Origin of the sequence: Lyngbya aestuarii BL J, assembly GCF_000478195.2 — a bacterium.
In the GTDB taxonomy this organism is placed as follows: domain Bacteria; phylum Cyanobacteriota; class Cyanobacteriia; order Cyanobacteriales; family Microcoleaceae; genus Capilliphycus; species Capilliphycus aestuarii.
Genome location: NZ_AUZM01000064.1, coordinates 1 through 21,601 on the forward strand (window position 1 = coordinate 1; position 21,601 = coordinate 21,601).

The 21,601-nt window shown below is 43.0% G+C and carries 20 protein-coding genes, 1 tRNA gene and 1 pseudogene; 12 read left to right on the forward strand and 10 right to left on the reverse strand.

Going from position 1 to position 21,601, the window contains the following annotated elements:
• A pseudogene (locus M595_RS21260) lies at window positions 1-288 on the reverse strand (photosystem II q(b) protein); the annotation flags it as partial.
• A gap of 218 nt (window positions 289-506) precedes the next feature.
• Between M595_RS21260 and cofG the strand changes: the two are divergent.
• On the forward strand, window positions 507-1,478 hold the full coding sequence (gene cofG / locus M595_RS21265; protein ID WP_023068543.1) for a 7,8-didemethyl-8-hydroxy-5-deazariboflavin synthase subunit CofG: 972 nt from the start codon (window positions 507-509) through the stop codon (window positions 1,476-1,478).
• Window positions 1,479-1,491: 13 nt separating this feature from the next.
• Window positions 1,492-1,562 (forward strand) — tRNA-Cys (locus M595_RS21270).
• A gap of 179 nt (window positions 1,563-1,741) precedes the next feature.
• Here M595_RS21270 and M595_RS21275 read toward each other — a convergent pair.
• The 5 genes from M595_RS21275 to M595_RS21295 all read right to left on the reverse strand — a co-directional run bounded on the left by M595_RS21275 (window position 1,742) and on the right by M595_RS21295 (window position 5,251).
• The gene (locus M595_RS21275; protein ID WP_023068551.1) at window positions 1,742-2,383 is read right to left on the reverse strand and encodes a transaldolase family protein; all 642 of its coding nucleotides are present in this window, start codon (window positions 2,381-2,383) and stop codon (window positions 1,742-1,744) included.
• A gap of 124 nt (window positions 2,384-2,507) precedes the next feature.
• Window positions 2,508-2,660: a hypothetical protein gene (locus M595_RS31260; protein ID WP_161809825.1), complete on the reverse strand. Its 153-nt coding sequence runs from the start codon at window positions 2,658-2,660 to the stop codon at window positions 2,508-2,510.
• 120 nt (window positions 2,661-2,780) lie between these two features.
• On the reverse strand, window positions 2,781-3,224 hold the full coding sequence (locus M595_RS21285; protein WP_152983607.1) for a hypothetical protein: 444 nt from the start codon (window positions 3,222-3,224) through the stop codon (window positions 2,781-2,783).
• Between the two features lie 73 nt (window positions 3,225-3,297).
• Entirely contained in the window at window positions 3,298-4,002 is a 705-nt protein-coding gene (locus tag M595_RS21290) for an HAD family hydrolase (protein WP_023068558.1), read from the reverse strand.
• A gap of 577 nt (window positions 4,003-4,579) precedes the next feature.
• Complete coding sequence (locus M595_RS21295; protein ID WP_040484464.1) at window positions 4,580-5,251, reverse strand: SanA/YdcF family protein; 672 nt, start codon at window positions 5,249-5,251, stop codon at window positions 4,580-4,582.
• 1,357 nt (window positions 5,252-6,608) lie between these two features.
• On the opposite strand from M595_RS21295, the gene M595_RS21300 reads away from it, so the two are divergent.
• From M595_RS21300 to M595_RS21340, 10 genes are all read left to right on the forward strand, one after another.
• Window positions 6,609-7,847, forward strand: a complete 1,239-nt coding sequence (locus M595_RS21300; protein WP_023068561.1) for a sedoheptulose 7-phosphate cyclase — start codon at window positions 6,609-6,611, stop codon at window positions 7,845-7,847.
• A gap of 135 nt (window positions 7,848-7,982) precedes the next feature.
• Entirely contained in the window at window positions 7,983-8,813 is an 831-nt protein-coding gene (locus M595_RS21305; RefSeq protein ID WP_023068537.1) for an O-methyltransferase, read from the forward strand.
• A 476-nt stretch (window positions 8,814-9,289) separates the two neighbouring features.
• Window positions 9,290-10,657, forward strand: a complete 1,368-nt coding sequence (locus M595_RS21310; RefSeq protein ID WP_023068529.1) for an ATP-grasp domain-containing protein — start codon at window positions 9,290-9,292, stop codon at window positions 10,655-10,657.
• Between the two features lie 33 nt (window positions 10,658-10,690).
• Window positions 10,691-11,668 carry a DMT family transporter gene (locus M595_RS21315; RefSeq protein ID WP_040484460.1) on the forward strand — a complete coding sequence of 326 codons (978 nt, stop codon included), beginning with the start codon at window positions 10,691-10,693 and terminating at the stop codon, window positions 11,666-11,668.
• A gap of 300 nt (window positions 11,669-11,968) precedes the next feature.
• The gene (locus M595_RS21320; protein WP_023068559.1) at window positions 11,969-13,396 is read left to right on the forward strand and encodes a sodium/proline symporter; all 1,428 of its coding nucleotides are present in this window, start codon (window positions 11,969-11,971) and stop codon (window positions 13,394-13,396) included.
• A 249-nt stretch (window positions 13,397-13,645) separates the two neighbouring features.
• A complete protein-coding gene (locus tag M595_RS21325) occupies window positions 13,646-14,749 on the forward strand; it encodes a D-alanine--D-alanine ligase family protein (protein WP_023068556.1) in 1,104 nt (367 codons plus the stop codon).
• A 90-nt stretch (window positions 14,750-14,839) separates the two neighbouring features.
• Window positions 14,840-15,970, forward strand: a complete 1,131-nt coding sequence (locus M595_RS21330) for an NAD(P)-dependent oxidoreductase (protein ID WP_023068554.1) — start codon at window positions 14,840-14,842, stop codon at window positions 15,968-15,970.
• Between the two features lie 135 nt (window positions 15,971-16,105).
• On the forward strand, window positions 16,106-16,402 hold the full coding sequence (locus tag M595_RS30740) for a hypothetical protein (RefSeq protein WP_023068526.1): 297 nt from the start codon (window positions 16,106-16,108) through the stop codon (window positions 16,400-16,402).
• A gap of 181 nt (window positions 16,403-16,583) precedes the next feature.
• Complete coding sequence (locus M595_RS21335) at window positions 16,584-16,928, forward strand: YtxH domain-containing protein (protein WP_023068545.1); 345 nt, start codon at window positions 16,584-16,586, stop codon at window positions 16,926-16,928.
• A gap of 290 nt (window positions 16,929-17,218) precedes the next feature.
• Window positions 17,219-17,782, forward strand: a complete 564-nt coding sequence (locus tag M595_RS21340) for a hypothetical protein (protein WP_023068536.1) — start codon at window positions 17,219-17,221, stop codon at window positions 17,780-17,782.
• Window positions 17,783-17,788: 6 nt separating this feature from the next.
• Here M595_RS21340 and argB read toward each other — a convergent pair whose 3' ends face one another.
• From argB to M595_RS21360, 4 genes are all read right to left on the reverse strand, one after another.
• Entirely contained in the window at window positions 17,789-18,682 is an 894-nt protein-coding gene (gene argB, locus M595_RS21345; RefSeq protein WP_023068533.1) for an acetylglutamate kinase, read from the reverse strand.
• 177 nt (window positions 18,683-18,859) lie between these two features.
• Window positions 18,860-19,399: a rod shape-determining protein MreD gene (mreD, locus tag M595_RS21350; RefSeq protein ID WP_023068530.1), complete on the reverse strand. Its 540-nt coding sequence runs from the start codon at window positions 19,397-19,399 to the stop codon at window positions 18,860-18,862.
• A 73-nt stretch (window positions 19,400-19,472) separates the two neighbouring features.
• The gene (gene mreC, locus M595_RS21355) at window positions 19,473-20,252 is read right to left on the reverse strand and encodes a rod shape-determining protein MreC (RefSeq protein WP_023068534.1); all 780 of its coding nucleotides are present in this window, start codon (window positions 20,250-20,252) and stop codon (window positions 19,473-19,475) included.
• Between the two features lie 268 nt (window positions 20,253-20,520).
• A complete protein-coding gene (locus M595_RS21360; protein WP_023068528.1) occupies window positions 20,521-21,528 on the reverse strand; it encodes a rod shape-determining protein in 1,008 nt (335 codons plus the stop codon).
• Between the last annotated feature and the right edge of the window lie 73 nt (window positions 21,529-21,601).

The window sequence follows — 21,601 nt, forward strand, 5'->3', positions numbered from 1 at the left end:
GATGGGGTAGAAGTGAAGACCGATTGCGTTGGAAGAAGGAACAACAGCACCAGAGATGATGTTGTTTCCATACATTAATGAACCAGCTACGGGTTCACGGATTCCATCGATGTCCACCGGAGGTGCTGCTACGAAGGCTACGATGTAGCAGATTGTTGCTGTCAACAGGGTTGGGATCATCAGAACACCGAACCAACCGATGTAAATCCGGTTGTTGGTGGATGTTACCCAGTTGCAGAACTGTTGCCATAAGCTGGCGCTTTCGCGCTGCTGTAAGGTAGTTGTCATAGTATGTATGATTGCTATTTGTTTTTCGAGGTTCGTCGGTAGGTGTTTTCTACCATGACTTTAGTATTACACAGTCAATGAAGTTTTGTAAAGGGGTTTTCATAAATGATTTACTTAACTAAAGTATAAAGAAAACTAATGATTGTCCAACTAGAGCTTCCGACTCACTCTTTTCAGGTCTTGTACAGTAGATGAGGTCATGTATCTGTCCTTGATTGATGTCTTTTGTAATCACCTACAGTCCCGCTTATACAGTTGTTCCAACCTATGAGTGTTTTAATCGTTGTCGTTACTGTAATTTTCGAGATGAACCCGGAACCCGTCCTTGGCTGACTCTGGCGCAAGCTCAACAAATCTTAAAATCGCTTTTAGATCGAGGGGTGATTGAAATTTTAATCTTAAGTGGAGAAGTTCATCCTCAGAGTTCTCAACGCCCCGCCTGGTTTGAACGAATTTATCAACTGTGTGAATTGGCGTTGTCGATGGGATTTTTACCCCACACCAACGTTGGCCCACTTCTATATGAAGAAATGGCACAACTGAAACAAGTTAACGTTTCAATGGGGTTGATGTTAGAACAACTGACTCCTAAATTGCTGCAAACCGTTCATCGCCACGCCCCGAGTAAAGTTCCTCAACTGCGGTTACAACAGCTTGAATGGGCTGGAGAGTTGCAAATTCCCTTGACAACGGGTTTATTACTCGGAATAGGTGAACAAGAGTCAGACTGGCGAGAAACCTTAGAAGCGATCGCCACCGTTCATCAATCTTGGGGACATATTCAAGAAGTGATCTTACAACCTCACAGTCCTGGTCAACAGCAAAGTTGGGAGGGTGAAGCTTTTAATCTCCATCAACTTCCCCAAGTCGTTGCGATCGCCCGTTCTTTGCTTCCGGCAGAAATTACCTTACAAATTCCCCCGAATTTAGTCACTCATCCTGAGATCTTAATCGAATGTATCACAGCCGGAGCCAGGGATTTAGGCGGTATCAGCCCCCACGATGAAGTTAATCCCGACTATCCTCACCCGGATGCTCAAACTCTCGCAAATCTTCTTCAGCCTCAAGGTTGGGAGTTAAAAAAACGCTTACCCGTCTATCCTCAGTATATTTCGGGGTTGCCTGCAAAATTAAAAACTGTCGTTGAGAATTTACAGGTTGCCACTCAAAGCACTTCTCTGGTAAGATAAAGACTCGTGATACGGCGGCATAGCCAAGCGGTAAGGCAGAGGTCTGCAAAATCTCCATCCCCGGTTCAAATCCGGGTGCCGCCTTCAGATTTAAACAATATGAAATCAATATTCGAGAGCTTGAGGTAAATCCGTTACCCAATGTTTTGCTCAGATTTCCCCCGAAAAGTCGATCTTTCTTTTCTCATCGACAATGGGATAATTTTAAATTTGCCAAATCTTGAAACTAACTCAAAAATAGATAGTAGATTAACTTGAGTTAATTATTCTACCTTTAAACCAATGCCCTTTTGGGCAAATTCTTCAACGGTTTTTTCCGAGAGTTCGTGAGTGGTGATCGCAGTTAAAATCTCTAACGGTAGAGTTAAATGAGTAGCCCCGGCTTTCAACGTTGCTGCGGCTTCTTCCGGGGATTTAATACTCGCCGCTAAAATGGTGGTATCCGTTCCCTTTAGTACAGCAGACATCTCCTCTACTAATTTAATTCCATCCCCTAGCAATCGAGTCGCTCGGTTCACATAAGCTATAGCATATTTCGCCCCCGCTTCCATTGCCACCACTGCTTGAGCGGGACTATAAATCGCTGTAACCGCACAGGGAATTTCTGGAGACAGACGAGCAACCGCTTGAAACCCAACGGCGGTAGCCGGAATTTTTAATACGGTTTGGGTTCCCAGGAGTGCATAAGCGACTTTGGCTTCTGCGATCATCCCATCTAAGTCAGAAGCAGTCAGTTGATAACAAATTTCTCCTGATGTCGTTTGTTTGAGTTGCTTGAGCGTATCTGAGGGCGAAAGGGTACTTTTAGCGAGTAACGTTGGGTTCGTGGTAATTCCTTTGACCCAACCCCATTGACTCACTTGTGTTGCTTCTTCAATAATCGCTGAATCTAGGTAAAGTGCCATTGTCCGCCCTTAATAAATTCCCCACTGACAGCTTAAAACAGAATCAACAGTTTTGGCGTTGGAAATCTCGAACTTTAGCTCAAATTGCCTTGCGAACAGGATTTAAACGGAATTAAACAGGAACTCAAGACTTGATATCCCATTGATCATTATTGATCAAACGAACTTGAGTGAGAACCTCCTGAAGTTGGTATCGTCCTCGATAGAGACACCAGATCAAAATCGCCAAAGCTTGTCCATTCCAGATTAGATGAGCCTCCTGTGTTCCCAATGTCATCGCCAACAGCAGAAAACCGAAAAGCAAGGCACGAATCAGTTCACCCGGAAGTCCTAACCAGCCTTTGCGAACATAGCGATAGGTAAAATAGGAAATCCAACGGGCGAGAACTTGAGCTGTTTACAGCACTATCCCTACTAGATTTGTCGTTGTAATCAGCAAAAAGCCAAAGGTCTTGTAAATCTGCAAGATTAGATACAGACCGACTCGGGTTTGCTTATCGATGTGGTTGTACATCCAATAACTGGTTCGCACCAATAAGAGAAAACCGAACCAGAGAGTAATATTGATAACTCCGGAAAAAAGGGGACTGGGCAAATCGAGGCTTAGAAGGCAATCATCGCTGTAATTGAGTAAAATTAATCCCGGTATGGCAAAAATTCCAGCCCAAATCCAAGGTTGTCCGAGTTTTATCTCTTTTCTATAAAGTGAGTAAGTCTCTGAAAGGACTGGACTTTTCTCAAAGCGTTCGGCAACCCGATCATTTTCAATATAGCCCACTTCATAAATACACCAAAAGGACAACAAGAAAGATATAGCACTACGCGAATACGTGTTTGACATTTCTAAATCCTAAAACCCCTTCCCAGTCTACTGTTCCCTGATCCGGTGTTCCCTGTTCCCGATTCAAGTAGCGCTATAACATCATACCTGCGTGCAACCCGGGTTGGTGACTCAGCCAACTTGTTGCCAGGATGAGAACCAGCCAATCATCTCCCAAAATCACCCGCAAAAAATAGCGTTCACCTGGCCGTTTAATTCGTTCTAAATAGAAGAATGGAATGTAAGCACTGGAAAGAGCAGGAATGTATTGAGCCAGAGGCCAGGTCAGCAGACAAGGTTTGGCAACCGCAGCCAGTAAAGGATTGTCGTTGGTAGAGTCGGTAATCGCAATGGCTTGTGCAACTTCTTCTTGACCCAATACATTCACGACCAATTGATATTTAGCTTGAACTCGGTCTACACCTCCTTGCCAAAACCGACAGGCGATCGCACCACTGACCTCTAGGGGAAGATGCTGGATAATCGGATTTACGATTCGGTTAAATCCCAAAGTAACGATGAAAACTCGCGCCTTGGGTTTTTGAGCAAGCATCTCAATCAGTTGTGAATTCTTGTAGGCTTGAGCCAGTTTCTTGGCTCGTTCAGGCCAAAACAACAGAGTCCAAGGAAAGAGCAAAGTGGCGATGATTACCCGTAGCCAGTCACGGGAGACTTCTCCCTTAAGACTTCCCGGAAGCCAATTCCAAGGTTTGAGAACATCCAACCCCAAGAGGAGTAGTGCGCCTAAAACTTGAGGTTGTAGCGTGTTGAGATATTCTTCGGTTGAGTTTCGTAGCAACAGCGTTTCATCGAGATCGACTAAAATAGCAGTCTGTTCAGATGAAGTTTGGATACAGTTCTCAACCTCTAAAATTGAACATTGGAAAGATTCCTTATGTTGCTCAAATTCAGATTAAAAAGTGTTCATTTATTAAATTAACCCCCCGAAAAAGTTAATCAAATCCTTATAGAGAAGGAATCCCAAAAAACAGAGCAACCCCCAATAACAGTAAGATTTCCAAATGAGGAGATTCAAGTTGTGTTCTACACTGTAACAATACAAATTCAGCAGTCGCAAGTCCAGGGCTTGAACCCCGGATATTGGTAATCCCTCAAATTTGGATAGAAAAGCTGTGTATAAAAATTAATCCGATCTCAAGATCACTCAAATCGGCTCGCAAATGTGAACAAACTCAGAAGCTGAGAAACTGAAATCTCGGTTCGATTGATCTCGGGGAGTCTGTTTCGAGGCAATTGCTTTCGTTTTCTTTGAACCCGGATGTATGCCGCGGGGCCCAGTTGGTCAGCAGAGAACGACGGGCTTAGAAACAGAAGATTCATTTGATTAAAGATCGAACAGCTTGTTATTCGTTATTTTACATTCCCTCAAATGGCCCCAAAAAGGTCGGTTTAGGACGTAAAATATGAAGTTCCACCAACGCTTTGATGATGGCTAGCATCTCTCGTTGGGTATAAAACCGCATAGACTCATCTTGATATTTACCCCAGTCTGGTGTTCCATAACCGACCGCATTGATACCTAATTGATTGCAAGTGTACACCGCCCGAGATAAATGATATTGTTGCGTGATTAATACTGCTTGTTGAATTCCAAAGATTTCTCTAGCTCGATAGCAACTTTCATAGGTGCTAAACCCTGCATAGTCGAGTTTGATATCTTCTAGAGGAATTCCTTGCTCATGGGCGTAGTATTGCATGGCAATCACTTCATTGTATTCCGGTGTGGCGTTATCTCCAGTCATTAAGATTTTCCCGACTCGCCCCAGATGATACAGGTCAATTGCACCTTGTATGCGATCTGCAAGCATCGGCATCGGTGTTCCATCCTCCCATACACCCGCCCCAAAAACAATGGCAACGGGTTTAGACGGAACTTGGTTGATATTGGTATAGCGACGAGTATAGGTACTCGCTTCAACGTAAGAACGGAGTGCTAATGGCGTTAACAACGCTCCCAACAAGATTAGAGGGAGAGAAAGAGAAATATGCCAGTGACGAGTTAACCCTTTGGGTAGCTTGGACAGCATTAACATCCCGAATGACTGTAGCAGTGGACAATTTTATCGCAAAATGCCTAGTTCAATAGTCTGTGTTGTGGCACTTCTGTGCATCTTGATTGCTTAAGCCTAACAGCTTCTTGGGGTTTTACCGATTGGGGGAAGCAGATTCCGGAAATTTTGGTAGATGCAAAAGGATAACTGTGTCATCGGACTTTGGGATGTTGACAAATTAATAAAGGTATGAATGAAATAAAAGGAATAGGTTTTGTTCCCTATTGAGCATTGAGAAATCCCTATTTGTATCGTATTTTTTTAACAGTATTAAGACTTGATTTTAAAAAACTAATCTTTAAGAACGGAGCGACATTATAGCTGTTGTAGTCCCTTTGTTTATCAATGTTAACAGTTTTGACGTTAATTTATTTACAATATTTAACATTAATTTTGATTAAAAGTAATGATCAAGCGTTAAACTACTAACAAGCAAGATTAAATTCAGCAGGGGAGTAGATCCCGATCATAGGCTTGTGAGTAGAAACAAATCAGAATTGCTACTTAAGATTGCACTTGCTGGACGGCTTTTAAATCCCGATCAGCAGGTTAATCATGGGTGTCAACTGAAGTGGAAACTCGGGCAAGAGAAAAGCGAGCTGCTTTCTTCTCTAGTTCTTTTCTTCGGTCGAATAACTCCGAAACCGAGCTAGTTATATTTACTCGGATTTGACGACCCAAGTTAGTTTACATTTCCACCAATTGCAACTTCAAGTGAGTGTTGCTAGTAATAGCCAACAATAATATTCTTCTCAAATCTTAATTCTTGAGCTATCCAGTCGTGTCTGACAAAAGCCGAAGTAGTCGTGAGTCATCTCAGGCTACAGGCTAAAGTTTGAGATGAGGTAGAAGATGGAAAACATAATTTGATGCTTGGCGGATGAATCATTTAGAGTGGTTTGCTAATTAGCTAAACTCAGGTAATCGCTTGCCAAAACATCTCTGTTAAAAGTTCCAACTTCTGAATCGTTTGAAGAAGAATCAAAGCTAAACTTCCACTAACGCATTCAGTGTTATCTTCAGCTTTTGAATTCTCCTATTGTTGACAGACTAGCAATGCAAAAAAATTCCCCTAATCGAGTCAAGACTCAATTCGGGAAGGATTTAATTACTTAATTAAGCTGATAATCTTAGCACAGAAAACTTAAATCTGACAACAGGAGGATGCTCGCGCGAGTCACTCTCCAGAAAATCTCTGCCGTTTTTTTCCAAGTCAGATTTAAGCTTCTAGCTCAAGATTTAGGCTACAGACTCATCAAACTTGAAGACGTGGCATTGGTGTGAAATGTTGCATCGTTTGACCAACCAACATATCTATATCAGGTAAAATTCAATGAGTCACGTTCAAGCTAAATTTGAAGCAACCGACACTGCTTTTCACGTTGAAGGATACGAAAAAATCGAATTCAGTTTAACCTACGTTGACGGTGCCTTCGACATCAAAAACCCTCAACTGGCTGAAACCTACAAAAAATTCGGACGCTGTTTAGCGGTTGTCGATGCGAACATTAACCGTCTGTATGGCAAGCAAATGCAGGCCTACTTCCAACACTACAACATCGATCTTCGCATCTTCCCGGTTTCCATTCCCGAACCCGCCAAAACCATACAAACCTTTGAAACCATCATCGACGCCTTCGCCGACTTTGGCTTAGTTCGCAAAGAACCCGTTTTGGTTATCGGTGGCGGTTTAACCACCGACGTTGCAGGTTTCGCGTGTTCAGCCTATCGTCGGAGTACCAACTACATTCGCATCCCCACAAGCTTAATTGGTCTAATTGATGCCAGTGTGGCCATCAAAGTTGCAGTTAACCACAAAAAACTCAAAAACCGTCTCGGCGCCTACCACGCTTCTAAACAAGTGATCCTTGACTTCTCCTTCCTGCGTACCCTACCTGTGGCCCAAATTCGCAACGGAATGGCAGAACTCGTGAAAATAGCCGTTGTTTCCGAAGCCGAAGTGTTTAAAATGCTAGAAGAACACGGCGAACAACTGTTATACAGCCATTTTGGGTTCGCTGACGGTACACCCGAACTCCAAGAAGTCGGTCATCGCCTCAACTACAAAGCCATCAAACGGATGCTAGAGTTGGAAGTTCCTAACCTCCATGAACTCGATCTCGATCGCGTCATCGCCTATGGACATACCTGGAGTCCAACCTTAGAACTCTCCCCCGAAGTGCCTTTATATCATGGTCATGCCGTTAATATTGACATGGCATTCTCCGCAACATTAGCCGCCAAACGGGGTTATATCACAAACGAAGATCGCGATCGCATTCTCAGTTTAATGAGTCGTTTGGGACTGTCCCTCGATCATTCCCTGATGGAAGCAGACTTGATGTGGAAAGCCACCGAGTCCATCATGCAAACCCGTGACGGTAAACTGCGGGCGGCTGTACCTCGTCCCATCGGAACTTGCCACTTTATCAACGATCTTACCTACGAAGAACTCGAAGATGCGATCGCCGATCATAAGCGCTTATGTGTTGATTATCCTCGTTCTGGTGACGGTTTAGATGCCTACATTCCCGCAGAAACCGAAAAACCTGCATTAGCCGTTAGTCGTTAATGATTTGACCCTCACCAACCTTTCTCGATCCCCCTGCTTTCTAAAAGGGGGGTTGGTAGGAAGGGCGAAAAATTTCTCTTTTCTATCAACTCCCTTGACCTGAACTTCTTGCTGTAAAATTCTCAAAACATCAAAATGACCAGTATTTTAGACCTTCCCAAAGCTAGACCCGTTACTCCTCTCGGAATATTAGCGGAAAAACTCGAAAAAGCAGTTCAACTGATCGAAAAAGCGGATATTTCCCCAGAAATTGCTGAAACTATTCAACAAGCTTATCAACTCGCTTCGGGTTTAGATCCTTACTTAGAAAAATGCACAACTTCTGAGTCAGAAGCATTAGAAAACTTGGCGGAAAAAACCCAAAAAGAACCCTGGAATTTGCGGTTTTCCGATGGCGAAACGGTTCGTCATTTGGAACAGGAAATGTTATCGGGACACATCGAAGGACAAACCTTAAAACTGTTTGTTCAGATGATGAATGCCAAACGCATTTTAGAAGTGGGAATGTTTACCGGATATTCAGCTTTGGCAATGGCGGAAGCATTACCCGATGATGGGGAATTAATTGCTTGTGAAGTCGATGAATATGTCGCCAAATTTGCCCGAGATTGTTTTGATGCTTCCCCCGATGGCAAGAAAATCAAAATAGAAGTCGCCCCGGCTTTGGAAACGATGAAAAAATTGGCGGATGCGGGTGAATCTTTTGAGTTGGTTTTTATTGATGCGGATAAAAAGGAATATGTTGATTATTTTAATCTGCTTTTAGACCGAAATTTATTAGCCGAAAATGGGATAATTTGTGTTGATAATAGTCTGTTGCAAGGACAGCCTTATTTACCAGAAAATCAACGAACAGCTAACGGACAAGCCATTGCAGAGTTTAATCACGCTGTCGCAAATGATCACCGCGTTGAACAGGTTTTGTTACCCTTGCGGGATGGTCTAACATTAATTCGACGCAAGTAGAATTTAAGAAAAACCTCTCCCTACTCCTCTCCTGCGAGGATAGGGAAATAGGCAGTATTTAATAGTATTTAATAGTATTAAATGCTAATTCTCCCAATTTAATGTTAAAAATTCATCTCCCCTCGCCCCACCCTCTTTTTAAGGCAGAGCTGTGCGCGTTCTAACCCGAAAACTTGATTTGTGGGGAGGTAGGGAGGTAGTGAGTCCACCCCCGTGCGCGGGAACAAGCGCGTTGAGGGGAGTGGCGAACCCGTGCGCGGGAGGTAGGGTGCAGGGGGGGAATTTTTATTAATAAAAAGCTATTTTTCATCGGAAAAAAATCCTCTCCCCACCTCCCCATCACCCCATCACCCCCGACAATTTTTAACTAAGAATGAAACGGCCCTGCCCTTTTTAAGGGGGGATAAAGGGGGGATTGGAGAGGGGTTGGGGGAGAGGTAAAAAAATTGAGCGCGATTAATTAATAGGTTTAGAATATGTCACAACTTTTGTTTATTCAACCCAAACGGGCATCTGCTTTGTTTCAAAATATCGGAACATTGTTGTTATTATTATTGGCTTTTCCGTTTAATTTAACGGTCGTTCTCAGTGCTTGGTTTGTGAATTTATTCCGTAAACCATTTCAGAAAAAAGTCATTGCTAAAAATCCGAAAAAAATTCTAATCACGGGTGGAAAAATGACCAAGGCGTTGCAACTCGCCCGGTGTTTTCATGGGGCTGGACATACGGTTTTTTTAGTAGAAACTCATAAATATTGGTTATCTGGACATCGATTTTCTAACGCGGTTAAAGGGTTTTATACCATTCCCGCCCCCAAAAAAGATCAAGAGGGGTTCTTTCACGGGTTACTTGAGATTGTCAAACGGGAAGATATTGATGTGTTTATTCCGGTGACAAGTCCAGTTGAAAGTTACTATTGTTCTCTAGCTAAACCGCTACTTTTACCCCATTGTGAGGTGATTCATTTTGATACCAATATTACCGAGATTTTGGATAATAAGTTTAGTTTTGTCGATCAAGCAAGACAATTGGGGTTATCGGTTCCCAAGTCTTTTTTAATTACGAAACCTGAACAGGTGCTTGAATTTGACTTTGCAACCGATGGGAGTCAATATATCCTGAAAAGTATTCCCTATGATTCAGTTCATCGCTTAGATTTAACAAAATTACCGATGAATTCTCAATCAGAATTAGAAGAATTTGTCAAGGGATTACCTATTAGCGAAGATCAGCCCTGGATTATGCAGGAGTTTATTCGCGGACAGGAATACTGCACTCATAGCACCGTAAGAAAGGGTAAAATTCGACTACATTGTTGTTCGGAATCTTCGCCTTTTCAGGTCAACTATGAACAGATCGAAAACCCGGAAATATTAGCTTGGGTGCAAACGTTTGTTGAAGCGTTAAACCTCACTGGACAAGTTTCTTTTGACTTTATTCAAGCCCCAGATGGTAAAGTTTATCCGCTCGAATGTAACCCGAGAATTCATTCAGCAATTACCATGTTTTACAATCATCCCGGTGTTGCGGATGCCTATCTTACCGACAGTCAAAACGATAACGAACCGCCCATTACACCCTTAGCCGAGAGTAAACCGACTTATTGGTTATACCACGAACTCTGGCGGTTATCAGAGGTCAATTCTGGGGAAAAACTCCAAGCCTGGATTCGTAAAATTACTCAGGGGACAGATGCCATTTTTCAAGTCAATGACCCGCTACCCTTTTTGATGGTACATCACTGGCAAATTCCCTTACTTGTGCTGGACAACTTACGAAAACTAAAAGGCTGGATTCGCATTGACTTTAATATAGGAAAGTTGGTAGAATTAGGAGGAGATTAACATTTCTTAAAACAATCACCCTAACGCCTCAAAATGTTTTACAGAGTAAGACTGCGCCAACAGTGGTCTGCACCAGTAGAGCTTGGAGTTATTCTCTCACTCGTTATTGGTCTAGTTGCCATCTCTTTTTCTCCGATTTTTATCCGGTTAAGTGAGGGAGAAATCAGCCCTTATTCCACGATTTTTAATCGCTTTTGGATTGCCACAGTTACTTTAGGGTTGTGGAATGGAATATCAGCCACTCGCCCTCAAAAGTCTTTCCCCTTATCAGTCGAGAAACCTGCCTATTCTATCCAAACAATCGGGTTATTATTTTTACTGGGAAGCCTGTTATCAACATCATTAATGTTGTGGGCTTGGTCTTTGACTCAAACCAGTATAGCCAACTCAGCAATTATTCACAGTTTAACTCCGATATTTACCGCCTTATGGGGATGGTTGTTCCTCAGACGGCAAATTGATCGTAAATTTATACTCGGAATGGCGATCGCAGTCGGTGGAACTTTGGTGATTGGATTCGACGATTTATCCCATTCTCAAAGCGGTTTTCAAGGTGATTTAGCGGCATTACTTTCAGCTTCATTACTGGGAGGATATCCCCTAATTATCGAACAGCTAAAAACTCGAATTTCCTCAAACGAAATTATTAAAGGTTGTTCAATCGTCGGGATGTTAGTCGCCTTACCTGTAGTTCTTCTCAACAGCGAGCAACTGTTTCCGCATACCGTTCAGGGTTGGTTTGCTGTTATTTCCCTAGCTGTTATTTGTCAAATTATCGGCTTGGGTTTAGAAGCAATATCCTTAAAGCGATTTTCAGCAGAATTTATCTCCACTTGCCATTTAGTCACTCCCATTTTGGGTTCAATAGCGGCTTGGGTAATTTTTGAGGAAGTCTTAACTGCGGATAACTGGATCGGCTTTACTTGTGTGTTAATCGGTATTTATGTCACCTTACAAAGTCACTCCGCAGTTAAACCGCAGGATACTATAAACTCACTCCCATTGGATTAAGAGTTTAGAGTCAGAGAAAATCCGCTTTTAACAGTGGCGATCGCTAAAAATAGGTTGCTTTATTAGAAGCGATCGCCATCAAAAATAAATATTATTGAGGTTTTAAACTGCCCAATCTACGACAAATAGGCTTAATCTTTTTTATAAGTCAATTTTTTAAAAGCCTGATTATGATCCTTTGTTCGGATCGGTATACCCTGATAAAGTTTGGTTAAAGTTGAACAGGCTGGTATACTCTTAAAAGCATTGGAATTAGAGTTTTTACTCAGTCCTCACAAGAATCATTAACTTTCTCAGTTTATGGCGGATCAAGTCTTAATTGCAATAACATTCGTTCTATTCCTACTGTTCTTTACTGGGGTTGGCATCTACTCAGCCACTCAAAAACAAAGTACAACCTCAGATTATTTGTTAGCGAGTCGTAACGTTAACCCCTGGTTTACAGCACTTTCAGCGATGGCGACGGGTCAAAGCGGACTCTTATTTATCGGACAAGTCGGCTTTGCTTACACCGTCGGAATTTCTGCATTGTGGTTAACAGTAGGTTGGGCAATAGGAGACTATATCGCTTGGTTATTCTTCTTCCGTAAACTGAGGGAAATGTCAGAAGAAAGCAACAACGAAACCGTCTCGGCATTCTTAGGTCAAAACACGGAAAATAGAGGAATTACTGTCGCCTCTGCCTTAATTACTTTAGCATTTCTAGGTTCCTATGCTGCTGCCCAACTCGTCGCCGGAAGTAAGGCCCTCAATGCAGTATTTGGCTGGAATTACAACTTAGGAATTATTATCGGGGCTGTCGTTGTTGTGATCTACTGTTTTTCCGGGGGAATACGGGCTTCCATTTGGACAGATGCAGTACAAGCCACAATTATGATCGGTTCTCTCATTTTACTCTTTATCATTGCAATTTTCACCTGTGGCGGTTTCGGTGAACTTTGGACACAATTAGAAGCCATTGATCCAAATTTAGTCAGTTGGAGTCCGTCTAACTTACAATTGGGTTTATTTCCTTTTGTATTGGGTTGGGTTGTCGCTGGATTTGGTGTTGTGGGTCAACCTCATATTTTAGTGCGGGCGATGGCTTTAAACTCTCCGAGAAATATGGGCAAAACTCGCAATATTAAGATTACATTTGGTTTAACAAATTCTTGTTGTGCGATTGGGATTGGTTTGGCTGCAAGAGTTTTATTACCTAACTTACTAACAGAAGGTGATCCCGAATTAGCATTACCCTTTTTGGCATTAGAATTATTACCTGTTTTCTTAGTTGGGTTAATGTTAGCGGGGTTATTTTCTGCGACAATTTCCACAGCAGACTCTCAAATTCTCTCTTGTTCGGCTGCTTTAACCCAAGATTTATTTCCCGCAGCAGCCAAGTCCTATCGTTGGGCAAAAGGCGGAACTTTAGCAGTAACAGCAATTATTTTAGCCATCGCATTGAGTGGAAATGATAGTGTATTTGCGTTAGTGACATTTTCTTGGTCAGCTTTGGCATCAGGTTTAGGGCCGTTATTTTTGGTGCGAATTTTACAACGACCGATCACAACTCCTATTGCCATTACCATGATGATTGTCGGAATTCTAAGTGCTTTAATTTGGAATGTCGGACTGAAACTTTCCGGTGCGGTTTACGAAGTATTACCGGGAATGTTAGCCGGAATTTTAGTTTATCTCATCTCTCAATTATTTCATTCGCAAAATTCAGAAAGTAATCAAGATGTTTAAACTAATTCTAATTAATTCCACGGTAAAATATCAACAAACTTAAGACTATTTTAGAGATGAAATAGTTTAAAAATAAAACCTTAGCAATATAAAAATATGATATTATTGTAATAGTTTTTATCAATCAAGACTTCAATTTTATTGGAATTAAAGGTCTTTTTTCAATCCTGCTTTTTAGGTTAAAAATAGTCGCGCCCCACGCCTACACATTGAAGTTCAATCAGTAGATTAAAACAGATCAATTCAATCATGAAATTAGAAACAATTCGACAAACTCAATCCCTATCCTCAGACACCATACCCACGTTGCGAGTCTTGCATCTAGCAGGGTCTTGTGTCTCAGATTTCTACTACAACCTATCAATCGTCTATGCCAAAGAAGTCGTGCAACCTGTCGGGGTCAGCAGCTACTATGCCGTCATTCATCCTAACGGGTATTGGCAGTTGGGGACATCCCTAGACACCCTCTCGGAGAAAATGTCACTTCAGGAGATGATGATTCAACTCCCGGAGATTGATGTCGTTGTTCCTCATCTGTTCTGTTTTCCAGGGATGACCAGTTTTCGGGCGTTTTTTGAGGATATCCTGGGCTTAAGCGTCGTCGGTTCACCGTCCCATTGTACAGCCCTGGCTACCAACAAAGCCCAAACTCGAAGTGTTGTAGCCGCATCCGGGGTTCGTGTCGCCCAAGCCCAACAACTCCGAGTCGGAGACACCCTCACCATGCAACCTCCATTTATCGTCAAACCCAACTCAGAAGACAACTCTCTCGGGGTGACGTTAGTTCAGAACCGAGATCAAATCACCGAAGCATTGCGAATTGGCTTTGAACTAGACGAAACATTGTTAGTCGAAGATTATATCCCCGGTCGAGAAATACGGGTTGCTGTCGTCGAACGCTCGGGTAAGTTGTGTGTACTGCCGATGATAGAATATCTATTTACCGAAGAACACCCAATTAGAACAGTACAAGATAAACTGCAACTGCAATCTGATGGAATGCCCGAAAAACAACCCGAAAAACCAGTCGCCAAACCCGTGTGTCCAGCAAATGTTGCACCAGAACTGTTTGAGAAACTCGCCTCGGCTGCCAAACGATCTCATATTGCTTTGGGCTGTAGGGATTATTCGTTGTATGATTTCAGAGTACACGCCGAAACTAACGAACCCTATCTGCTTGAGGCAGGTTTGTTCTGGTCTTTTGGCAAAATTAGCATGATTTCGCGAATGTTGATCGCCGATGGACAAAATTTAGATGATGTGGCGTTGGAGTTGTGGCGTTCTGCGGCCGGGCGAACTCGGGTCGCTTGTCGATCCTTGTTTAAGTATACTAAAGCAGATCAAGTTTTATAGGTTTTTTCAGTCCGATCAGTCCTGAGTATTCTCAACGTTCTGGCCGATCATTCACTCGGCTAGGACAGGATGCCAGGAAATCAGCACTATATGTTATTAAACAACAGCATTTCACACACTGAATCTCCCCTCAATTATCCCATTCTAGGCATTATCGGTTGTGGCAATATTGGCAAGCGACAAGCCGCTAATTTTCTCGCCCACGGCTACTCGGTTTATGTCTACGATATCAATCCTGCGCGAATGACTCAGTTACACTCTTTAGGCGCCCACATTACCCAAAGTTGTGCTGAACTGGCAACCCACTGTGAAGTGATCTTTACCGCCCTACCCACTCCCTCTGACGTGATCAAAGCCGTCCTAGAAGGTAAACAAAACCTCAGTCAAGGATTGCGACCCGGCAGTATTTACATTGATATTACCACCAATTCTCCAGAAACAATCTACAGACTTCACAAAGTGATGAATCTTCTCGGAGTTGAGATGTTAGATGCCCCCTTTAATGATTGCTCTGAAGGGGCTACAAGCGAGGCAGGAATGGGTTTAGCCGTTTTAGCGAGCGGATCAAAGAAAACCTTCGAGCAAATGCAGCCCATCCTACAACTCATGGCCGATCAGGTTCTCTACTGTGGAGAAATTGGCAATGGAACTCGATGTAAACTGATCCACAATGCGGTGAATGCTGTAGCCGTGCAAGCTGTGAGTGAAGGAATTACCTTGGGTTTGGCTCAAGACATCCCCCTACAGACTATTTGGGACGCTTTGCGCTTTGGCTCGTTTGGTCAAAATCCTGGAGATATTCATGGTTTACCCTACTACTGGTTTTCACGACGCTGTGATCACCTCTCTAAACACCCCGCTTTTACTATCAAACTCCTACACAAAGATTTGCGGATCGCCTTGGATATGGCTATTGAGCGCGATATTTCCGTTCCTCACCTCGGCTTGACTGTCAAAGACTACGAAGAAGCAGAGCGACGGGGTTGGTCTCCCTATGCTGCCACCAAAGTTCGCTCTCTGCAAGAGGAACGAGCAGGAGTCATTGCTAAAGCCTCTCAACCTTTAATCTCTAGTTCTAACCTGTCTACTCCACCCCCAACAAAAGCTTCAGAGAACAGCAAAAATAGATTCTCTCTGTACAGTGTGTTGATGCTCATATTAGTCAGCAACCTTTTTCAATTAGGATTACAGTGGCTATTCCACAGCCATCATTTATTTTGAGATTTTTGTGAGAATCTTTAAAAAATTGTCCTCATTAACCACAAGCTCAACTTTTTGTTATCTTAATCAACAAAAGCAACTCACTCCAAGATTGATGAGTTGAACAAGAGAACACACTTTTTAGGGTTGTTTTTTATGGTTGTTACCGTTATATGTATTAATGTATTAATCTCACTTGTTTGTCTATATGTTGCTCGTCGAGTCTGGAAACTGCGTAGAGGATTAGCCCGAATAGACCGAGTTCTCGTCCGCCTCGAACATCGTGCTAATATGCTATTGTGTCGAACACGAAACTTCGTCGAGCGGGGAAACTCAACCAGTTCTCAACTCAAACAGAAATATGATTCGCTGCAACAAAAATTGCAACAGCTTGAGAAAATAGTCACGATTGTCCGCTTAACTCAACTGTTACTGTTGCGAAAAAGATATTGAAAGAGAAATTGACCAACGCTCACAGCAGTGGTCTTGGCGGAATAGTCGAGAGCGCAACGGAGTACCGATGACTTCATCTTAGAGTTAATCCTCTCGACTCAGTTAAGATGATTCCAGATTTCAGGAAACGGTACGTCCAAAGCTGTCTAAAATTATAGTAAGGGATATTCGGTTCTAGTTTATGTCAAATAATCGATCTGGATCGTTTTTTGGGGGTTTGATACTCGGATCTGCTGTAGGAACAGTGGTGGGTTTATTAGTCGCACCCCGATCAGGCAAGGAAACGAGACAAGTCTTGAAAAAGTCTGCTCAAGCCCTTCCTGATTTGGTCGAGGATCTTTCAACCAGTGTACAACTGCAAGCTGATCGGCTCTCTGAGTCGGCTTTGCGAAACTGGGAAGATACTTTACTCCGACTCAAAGAAGCGGTGGCGGCAGGTATGGAAGCCAGTCAACAAGAACGTCAAGTTCTCTCTGAGAAGGTACAGAATACAGACTCATCTTATCCCCTTGGCGATCGCAATTAGTGGATGGTTTGGGCAGGTGCGTCAGCAGAACTCATCTGAGAACCTGCCCTTTCCCTATCTCTCTCCTAAGAGTGAAGCAATCAAGGCTTTAAATTAAGCATGATAGAATAATAACCGCCATCTGTGTTGCATTTTTGGCTTTTATACTCGATTCTGACGGTTTGCGGTTTGCGATCGCAGCCCGGAAAAGTGTAATAGATAACAGATTCGCGCGCTGAACGCAGAGCTAAGTTGTTTTCAACCGCTCAACTCCGTTAGATTAACCTCTTTGCATCCTGGATGTTATTCCCGTGACCGATCCCGTTTTTTGGCTTGGCTTGTCTATCCTACTGGTTGCTGCCAGTCTGAGTGCTGTGTTAATTGCGGCTTTGCCTGCCTTCCAAGCTCTAGCCCGAGCTGCTCGTAGTCTCGAAAAGCTCGCCGATACGTTGTCTCGAGAATTTCCGCCGACTCTAGAATCGATTCGGATGACCGGATTAGAAATTAGCGAACTGACCGATGATGTCAGTGAAGGCGTTCAAAGTGCAGGTCAAGTTGTTAAACAAGTTGATCGCAGTATTGATAGTGCCAAAAAACAAGCTCAGAAGGTTCAAAGCACAACAGGCAATATTTTCACAGGGTTTAAAGTGGCGTGGAACACATTTCGCCGACCAAACCGTCGCCCCGTTGATCGCCTTCCCCCCTCGACTCCCCCCATTTCTCCGATCAAAAAACATTCTAATCGAGAGTTAGAAGCACCTTACAGTTATAGTAACCCAGAAGATTTTTATGAAGAATCGGGTAGGGAACCGGAAACACCACCCTACCCCAAATCTGAATATAAAACCCTCAACTCTAACCGCACTGAAGGGTAGCGAATTTTAGGATAAAAATTCCGAAGCGACTAACATTGTCCCAATACCCGCATCGGTAAAAATTTCTTGAAGTAGAGCATGAGGTGTACGACCATCAATAATATGAGCCGCCCGTACCCCTTGAGCTAAACTGCGAACACAACAGTTTACTTTGGGAATCATTCCGCCACCGACAATTCCCTTGTCAATCAAATCTCGGGCTTCTTGAATATCGAGTTTTGCAATCAATGTCTCTGGCCGATGATAATCTTCTAAAATCCCAGGGGTATCCGTCATTAAAATCAGTTTTTCAGCCCCCAAAGCTGCTGCAATTTCCCCGGCTGCGGTATCTGCATTAATATTATAAGCCTGTCCGCTATCATCAGTCGCCACACTGGAAACCACCGGAATATAGTGATTATCGACTAACAACTCTATCAGCTTAGTATTAACACTATTGACCTCTCCAACAAAACCAATTCCTTCTTCACCTTGAGGTCTAGCCACAATTAAGTTAGCATCCTTTCCACACAGCCCCACCCCTAAACCACCTGCTTGGTTAATCAGGGAAACAATCTCTTTGTTTACCCGTCCCACTAAAACCATTTCCACGACATCCATCGTCGCCGCATCTGTCACCCTTAAACCGTTTTTAAATTGGGGTTCAATGCCCAATTTTCCTAACCAAGTATTAATCTCCGGGCCACCGCCATGCACCACAATGGGACGAATACCGACACAGGAAAGCAACACAATATCTCGGACCACCTGCTGCTTTAAGTGACTTTCCTTCATCGCCGCCCCGCCATACTTGACGACAATCGTCCGGTTGGCAAACTTTTGGATGTAAGGAAGGGCTTCACTAAGAACTTTTACCCGGCTCATTTCATCGGTGCTATCAAAATCACTCTGTTTGAGCATAACTCTCTGTTGTCTAAGCTTAAAGATCAAATTTTAGCAATGTCTGTCAACATTGACTGATTTTAAAGGGTATTTTAACGTCTAACGTTGGGGGTAAAGTTTCTAGGGCAATTTTCACTGTTGGAAATTCACTTAAAAATTTTCCTTTGGCTTCCTATCATTTGTCTTCTGCCAACTTTAAGAAAAGTAATTCATAGAACCTGAACTTTTCATTAATTCCCATAAACGATTTAGCGGAAAGTAAATAACTGGCGCCCACAAACTACTTAAAATGGCTGAACTTAGAGCCACCTGTTGTTGATATAACCATAAATCAACCAAAGTATGATCACCCATTTGACTAAATTGTAAAGCTCTAATAGTCTCCACTAAAATTGCCATTCCAAACACAATTAAAGCAACTGAAATAAAATCTTCCTGCATTTTCTTCATCAGATGCTTATAAATCAAAACAGTCAAAACTCCAACCAGCATAAACGAAAAAATATGACTCGGGTCAGAAGCCGTTATTCCATCTAAAATTAATCCTAAAACCAACCCAGCAATTGCAGCAGACAATAGCGATCGCTTCAAACTCCAAGCGACTAACCAAATTAATAGCCAGTTCGGTTTAATCCCCAACAATTCCATACCCGGTATTGGAGCTAAGATCGCCAATACACAAAGAATTATAGAAATAACGGTGACAGCATAATTAATAATTTGACGAGCCAACACAAGCACTACTCCGATATAATCAAGAATTAGACAATCTCTATAAAAAAGTTGAGAATAAATTTTTCCAAAAATTTTAATTTCCCACTTTTTGAGTCGATTTCGGATTCGGATAAACAACAACCCATTCCAACGAACCCAAAGGCACAAAAAACTCAATCACCGCTTCCGGTGCAGGAGCTTTGTTAATATCAACCGAAACCACCTTACCCACTGGCCAACCTGCCGGGAAAATTTGGCTAAACGCAGAAGTCACCACAACATCATCCGGTTTCACCTTGGGAACATTGTCAAAGAACTCCATCACCCCTTCGTTACTCCCTTGACCCTTGAGATAACCCATTTGACGAGTGCGACTCACCGCCACCCCGACTCGGCTAGTAGGATCACTTAACAATAAAACCTGACTGGTATTGGGCGTAACGCTAACAATACGACCCACAACCCCTCCTGGCCCCATGACCAAATCATCGGCTTTGATGCCACTTTTGCTCCCTCGTCCCAAGGTCACTTGCTGCCACCAATGTTCAGCACTACGCGCAATAACTGGAGCGACAACCCCTTTATCATTCGGTTTAGACGAAACATAGCCCAATAATTTTTGCAGATTTTGATTTTGACTGTCTAAATCCTTAACTTTGGCTTCTAACTCGTCAATACGGGCATTTAACACCTTCGCCTGTTCCTGAACCGTCACAAGCTGTTCCTCAGACTGCTGAAACGGGCGACTCACCCAATAATAGATTTCAAACAATGCCGCTCCCTGAGTTTGCCGTACCAGCCAGGCTGTTGCCACTGCTAAACTCAAGAGTGTTAATTGCGATCCATGTCGATTCCACCAACTCCTCGTATTCATCAAACTTTCTCCTAAATCTGAGCCAGCATTCTCCAATATTAGAATGAGAAATCCATCTCTTTCATGAAGAACATCCTCACCGTCAACCGTTTAATCTTAGTAGGAATCAAATCTTGGGGTTTGAGGATTTGTGACTCATTCCTGATTCTTTTTTCCTCAAAAACGGATCACGGATTAGGGTTAACTGATAAATATCAGTTGTTTTACGCTAATCGCTTGTTTGTCGGAGAGACACGACCTTGCGTATCTCTACCTCAGTCTTTATAAATTACACATTACGAGATCGCGCACTAAACACCCGTTCAAGTTGCTTCGGATTTTCCAAAACCCGTCCCGTTCCCAAAACAACACAGGAAAGCGGATCAGCCGCAATATGAGTCACAATTCCCGTTTCGTGACTAATTAAAGTATCAATCCCTTTCATCAAAGCCCCCCCTCCAGCTAACATAATGCCTCGATCAACGATATCGGCAGCGAGTTCGGGTGGAGTTCGTTCGAGGGTGCGTTTAACCGCATCTAGAATAATAGAAAGCGGTTCTGTCATACTTTCACGAACTTCCGGGGCTTTAATTGTGACAGTCCGAGGTAAACCCGATAACAAATGAATTCCCCGCACCTCCATGATGCTTTCCTCATCTTCATAGGTCGGATAAGCCGAACCCATATTAATCTTGAGTTCTTCCGCCGTTTGTTCGCCAATGACTAAATTATGAACCTTCTTCATATAATGGATGATGGCCTGATTGAGTTCATCTCCAGCAATACGAACCGATTCACTGAGAACTGTGCCTTGTAAGCTGATAATCGCGACTTCTGTTGTGCCTCCACCGATGTCTACAATCATATTCCCAGTCGGATCAGTCACAGGCAGTCCCGCCCCAATAGCCGCCGCTATCGGTTCATCAATCAAGCGCACATCCCTAGCGCCTGCTTGCAAAGCCGCTTCCATCACCGCCCGTCGTTCTACCCCTGTGACTCCACTCGGAATGCCAATGATAATTCGAGGTGCGATCAAAGTTTTTCCCTGATGCACTCGTCGAATAAAATATTTCAACATCTGTTCAGCATAGTCAAAGTCCGCAATCACACCATCCCGCAGGGGTCGTAATGCAATGACGTTATTGGGTGTTCGACCCAACATTTTTTTAGCATCTGTTCCGATCGCGAGGGGAATTTTATCCTCTTGATCGATAGCAACTACAGAGGGTTCTTGAAGAACAATACCCTGGCCGGAAACATAAATTAAAGTGTTTGCAGTCCCGAGATCAATACCCATATCTCGTGACAAGGAAAAGCGATTTAGAAGACCCACCGTTTTTTTGCCCCTCTAGTCAATATCAATAAATTTT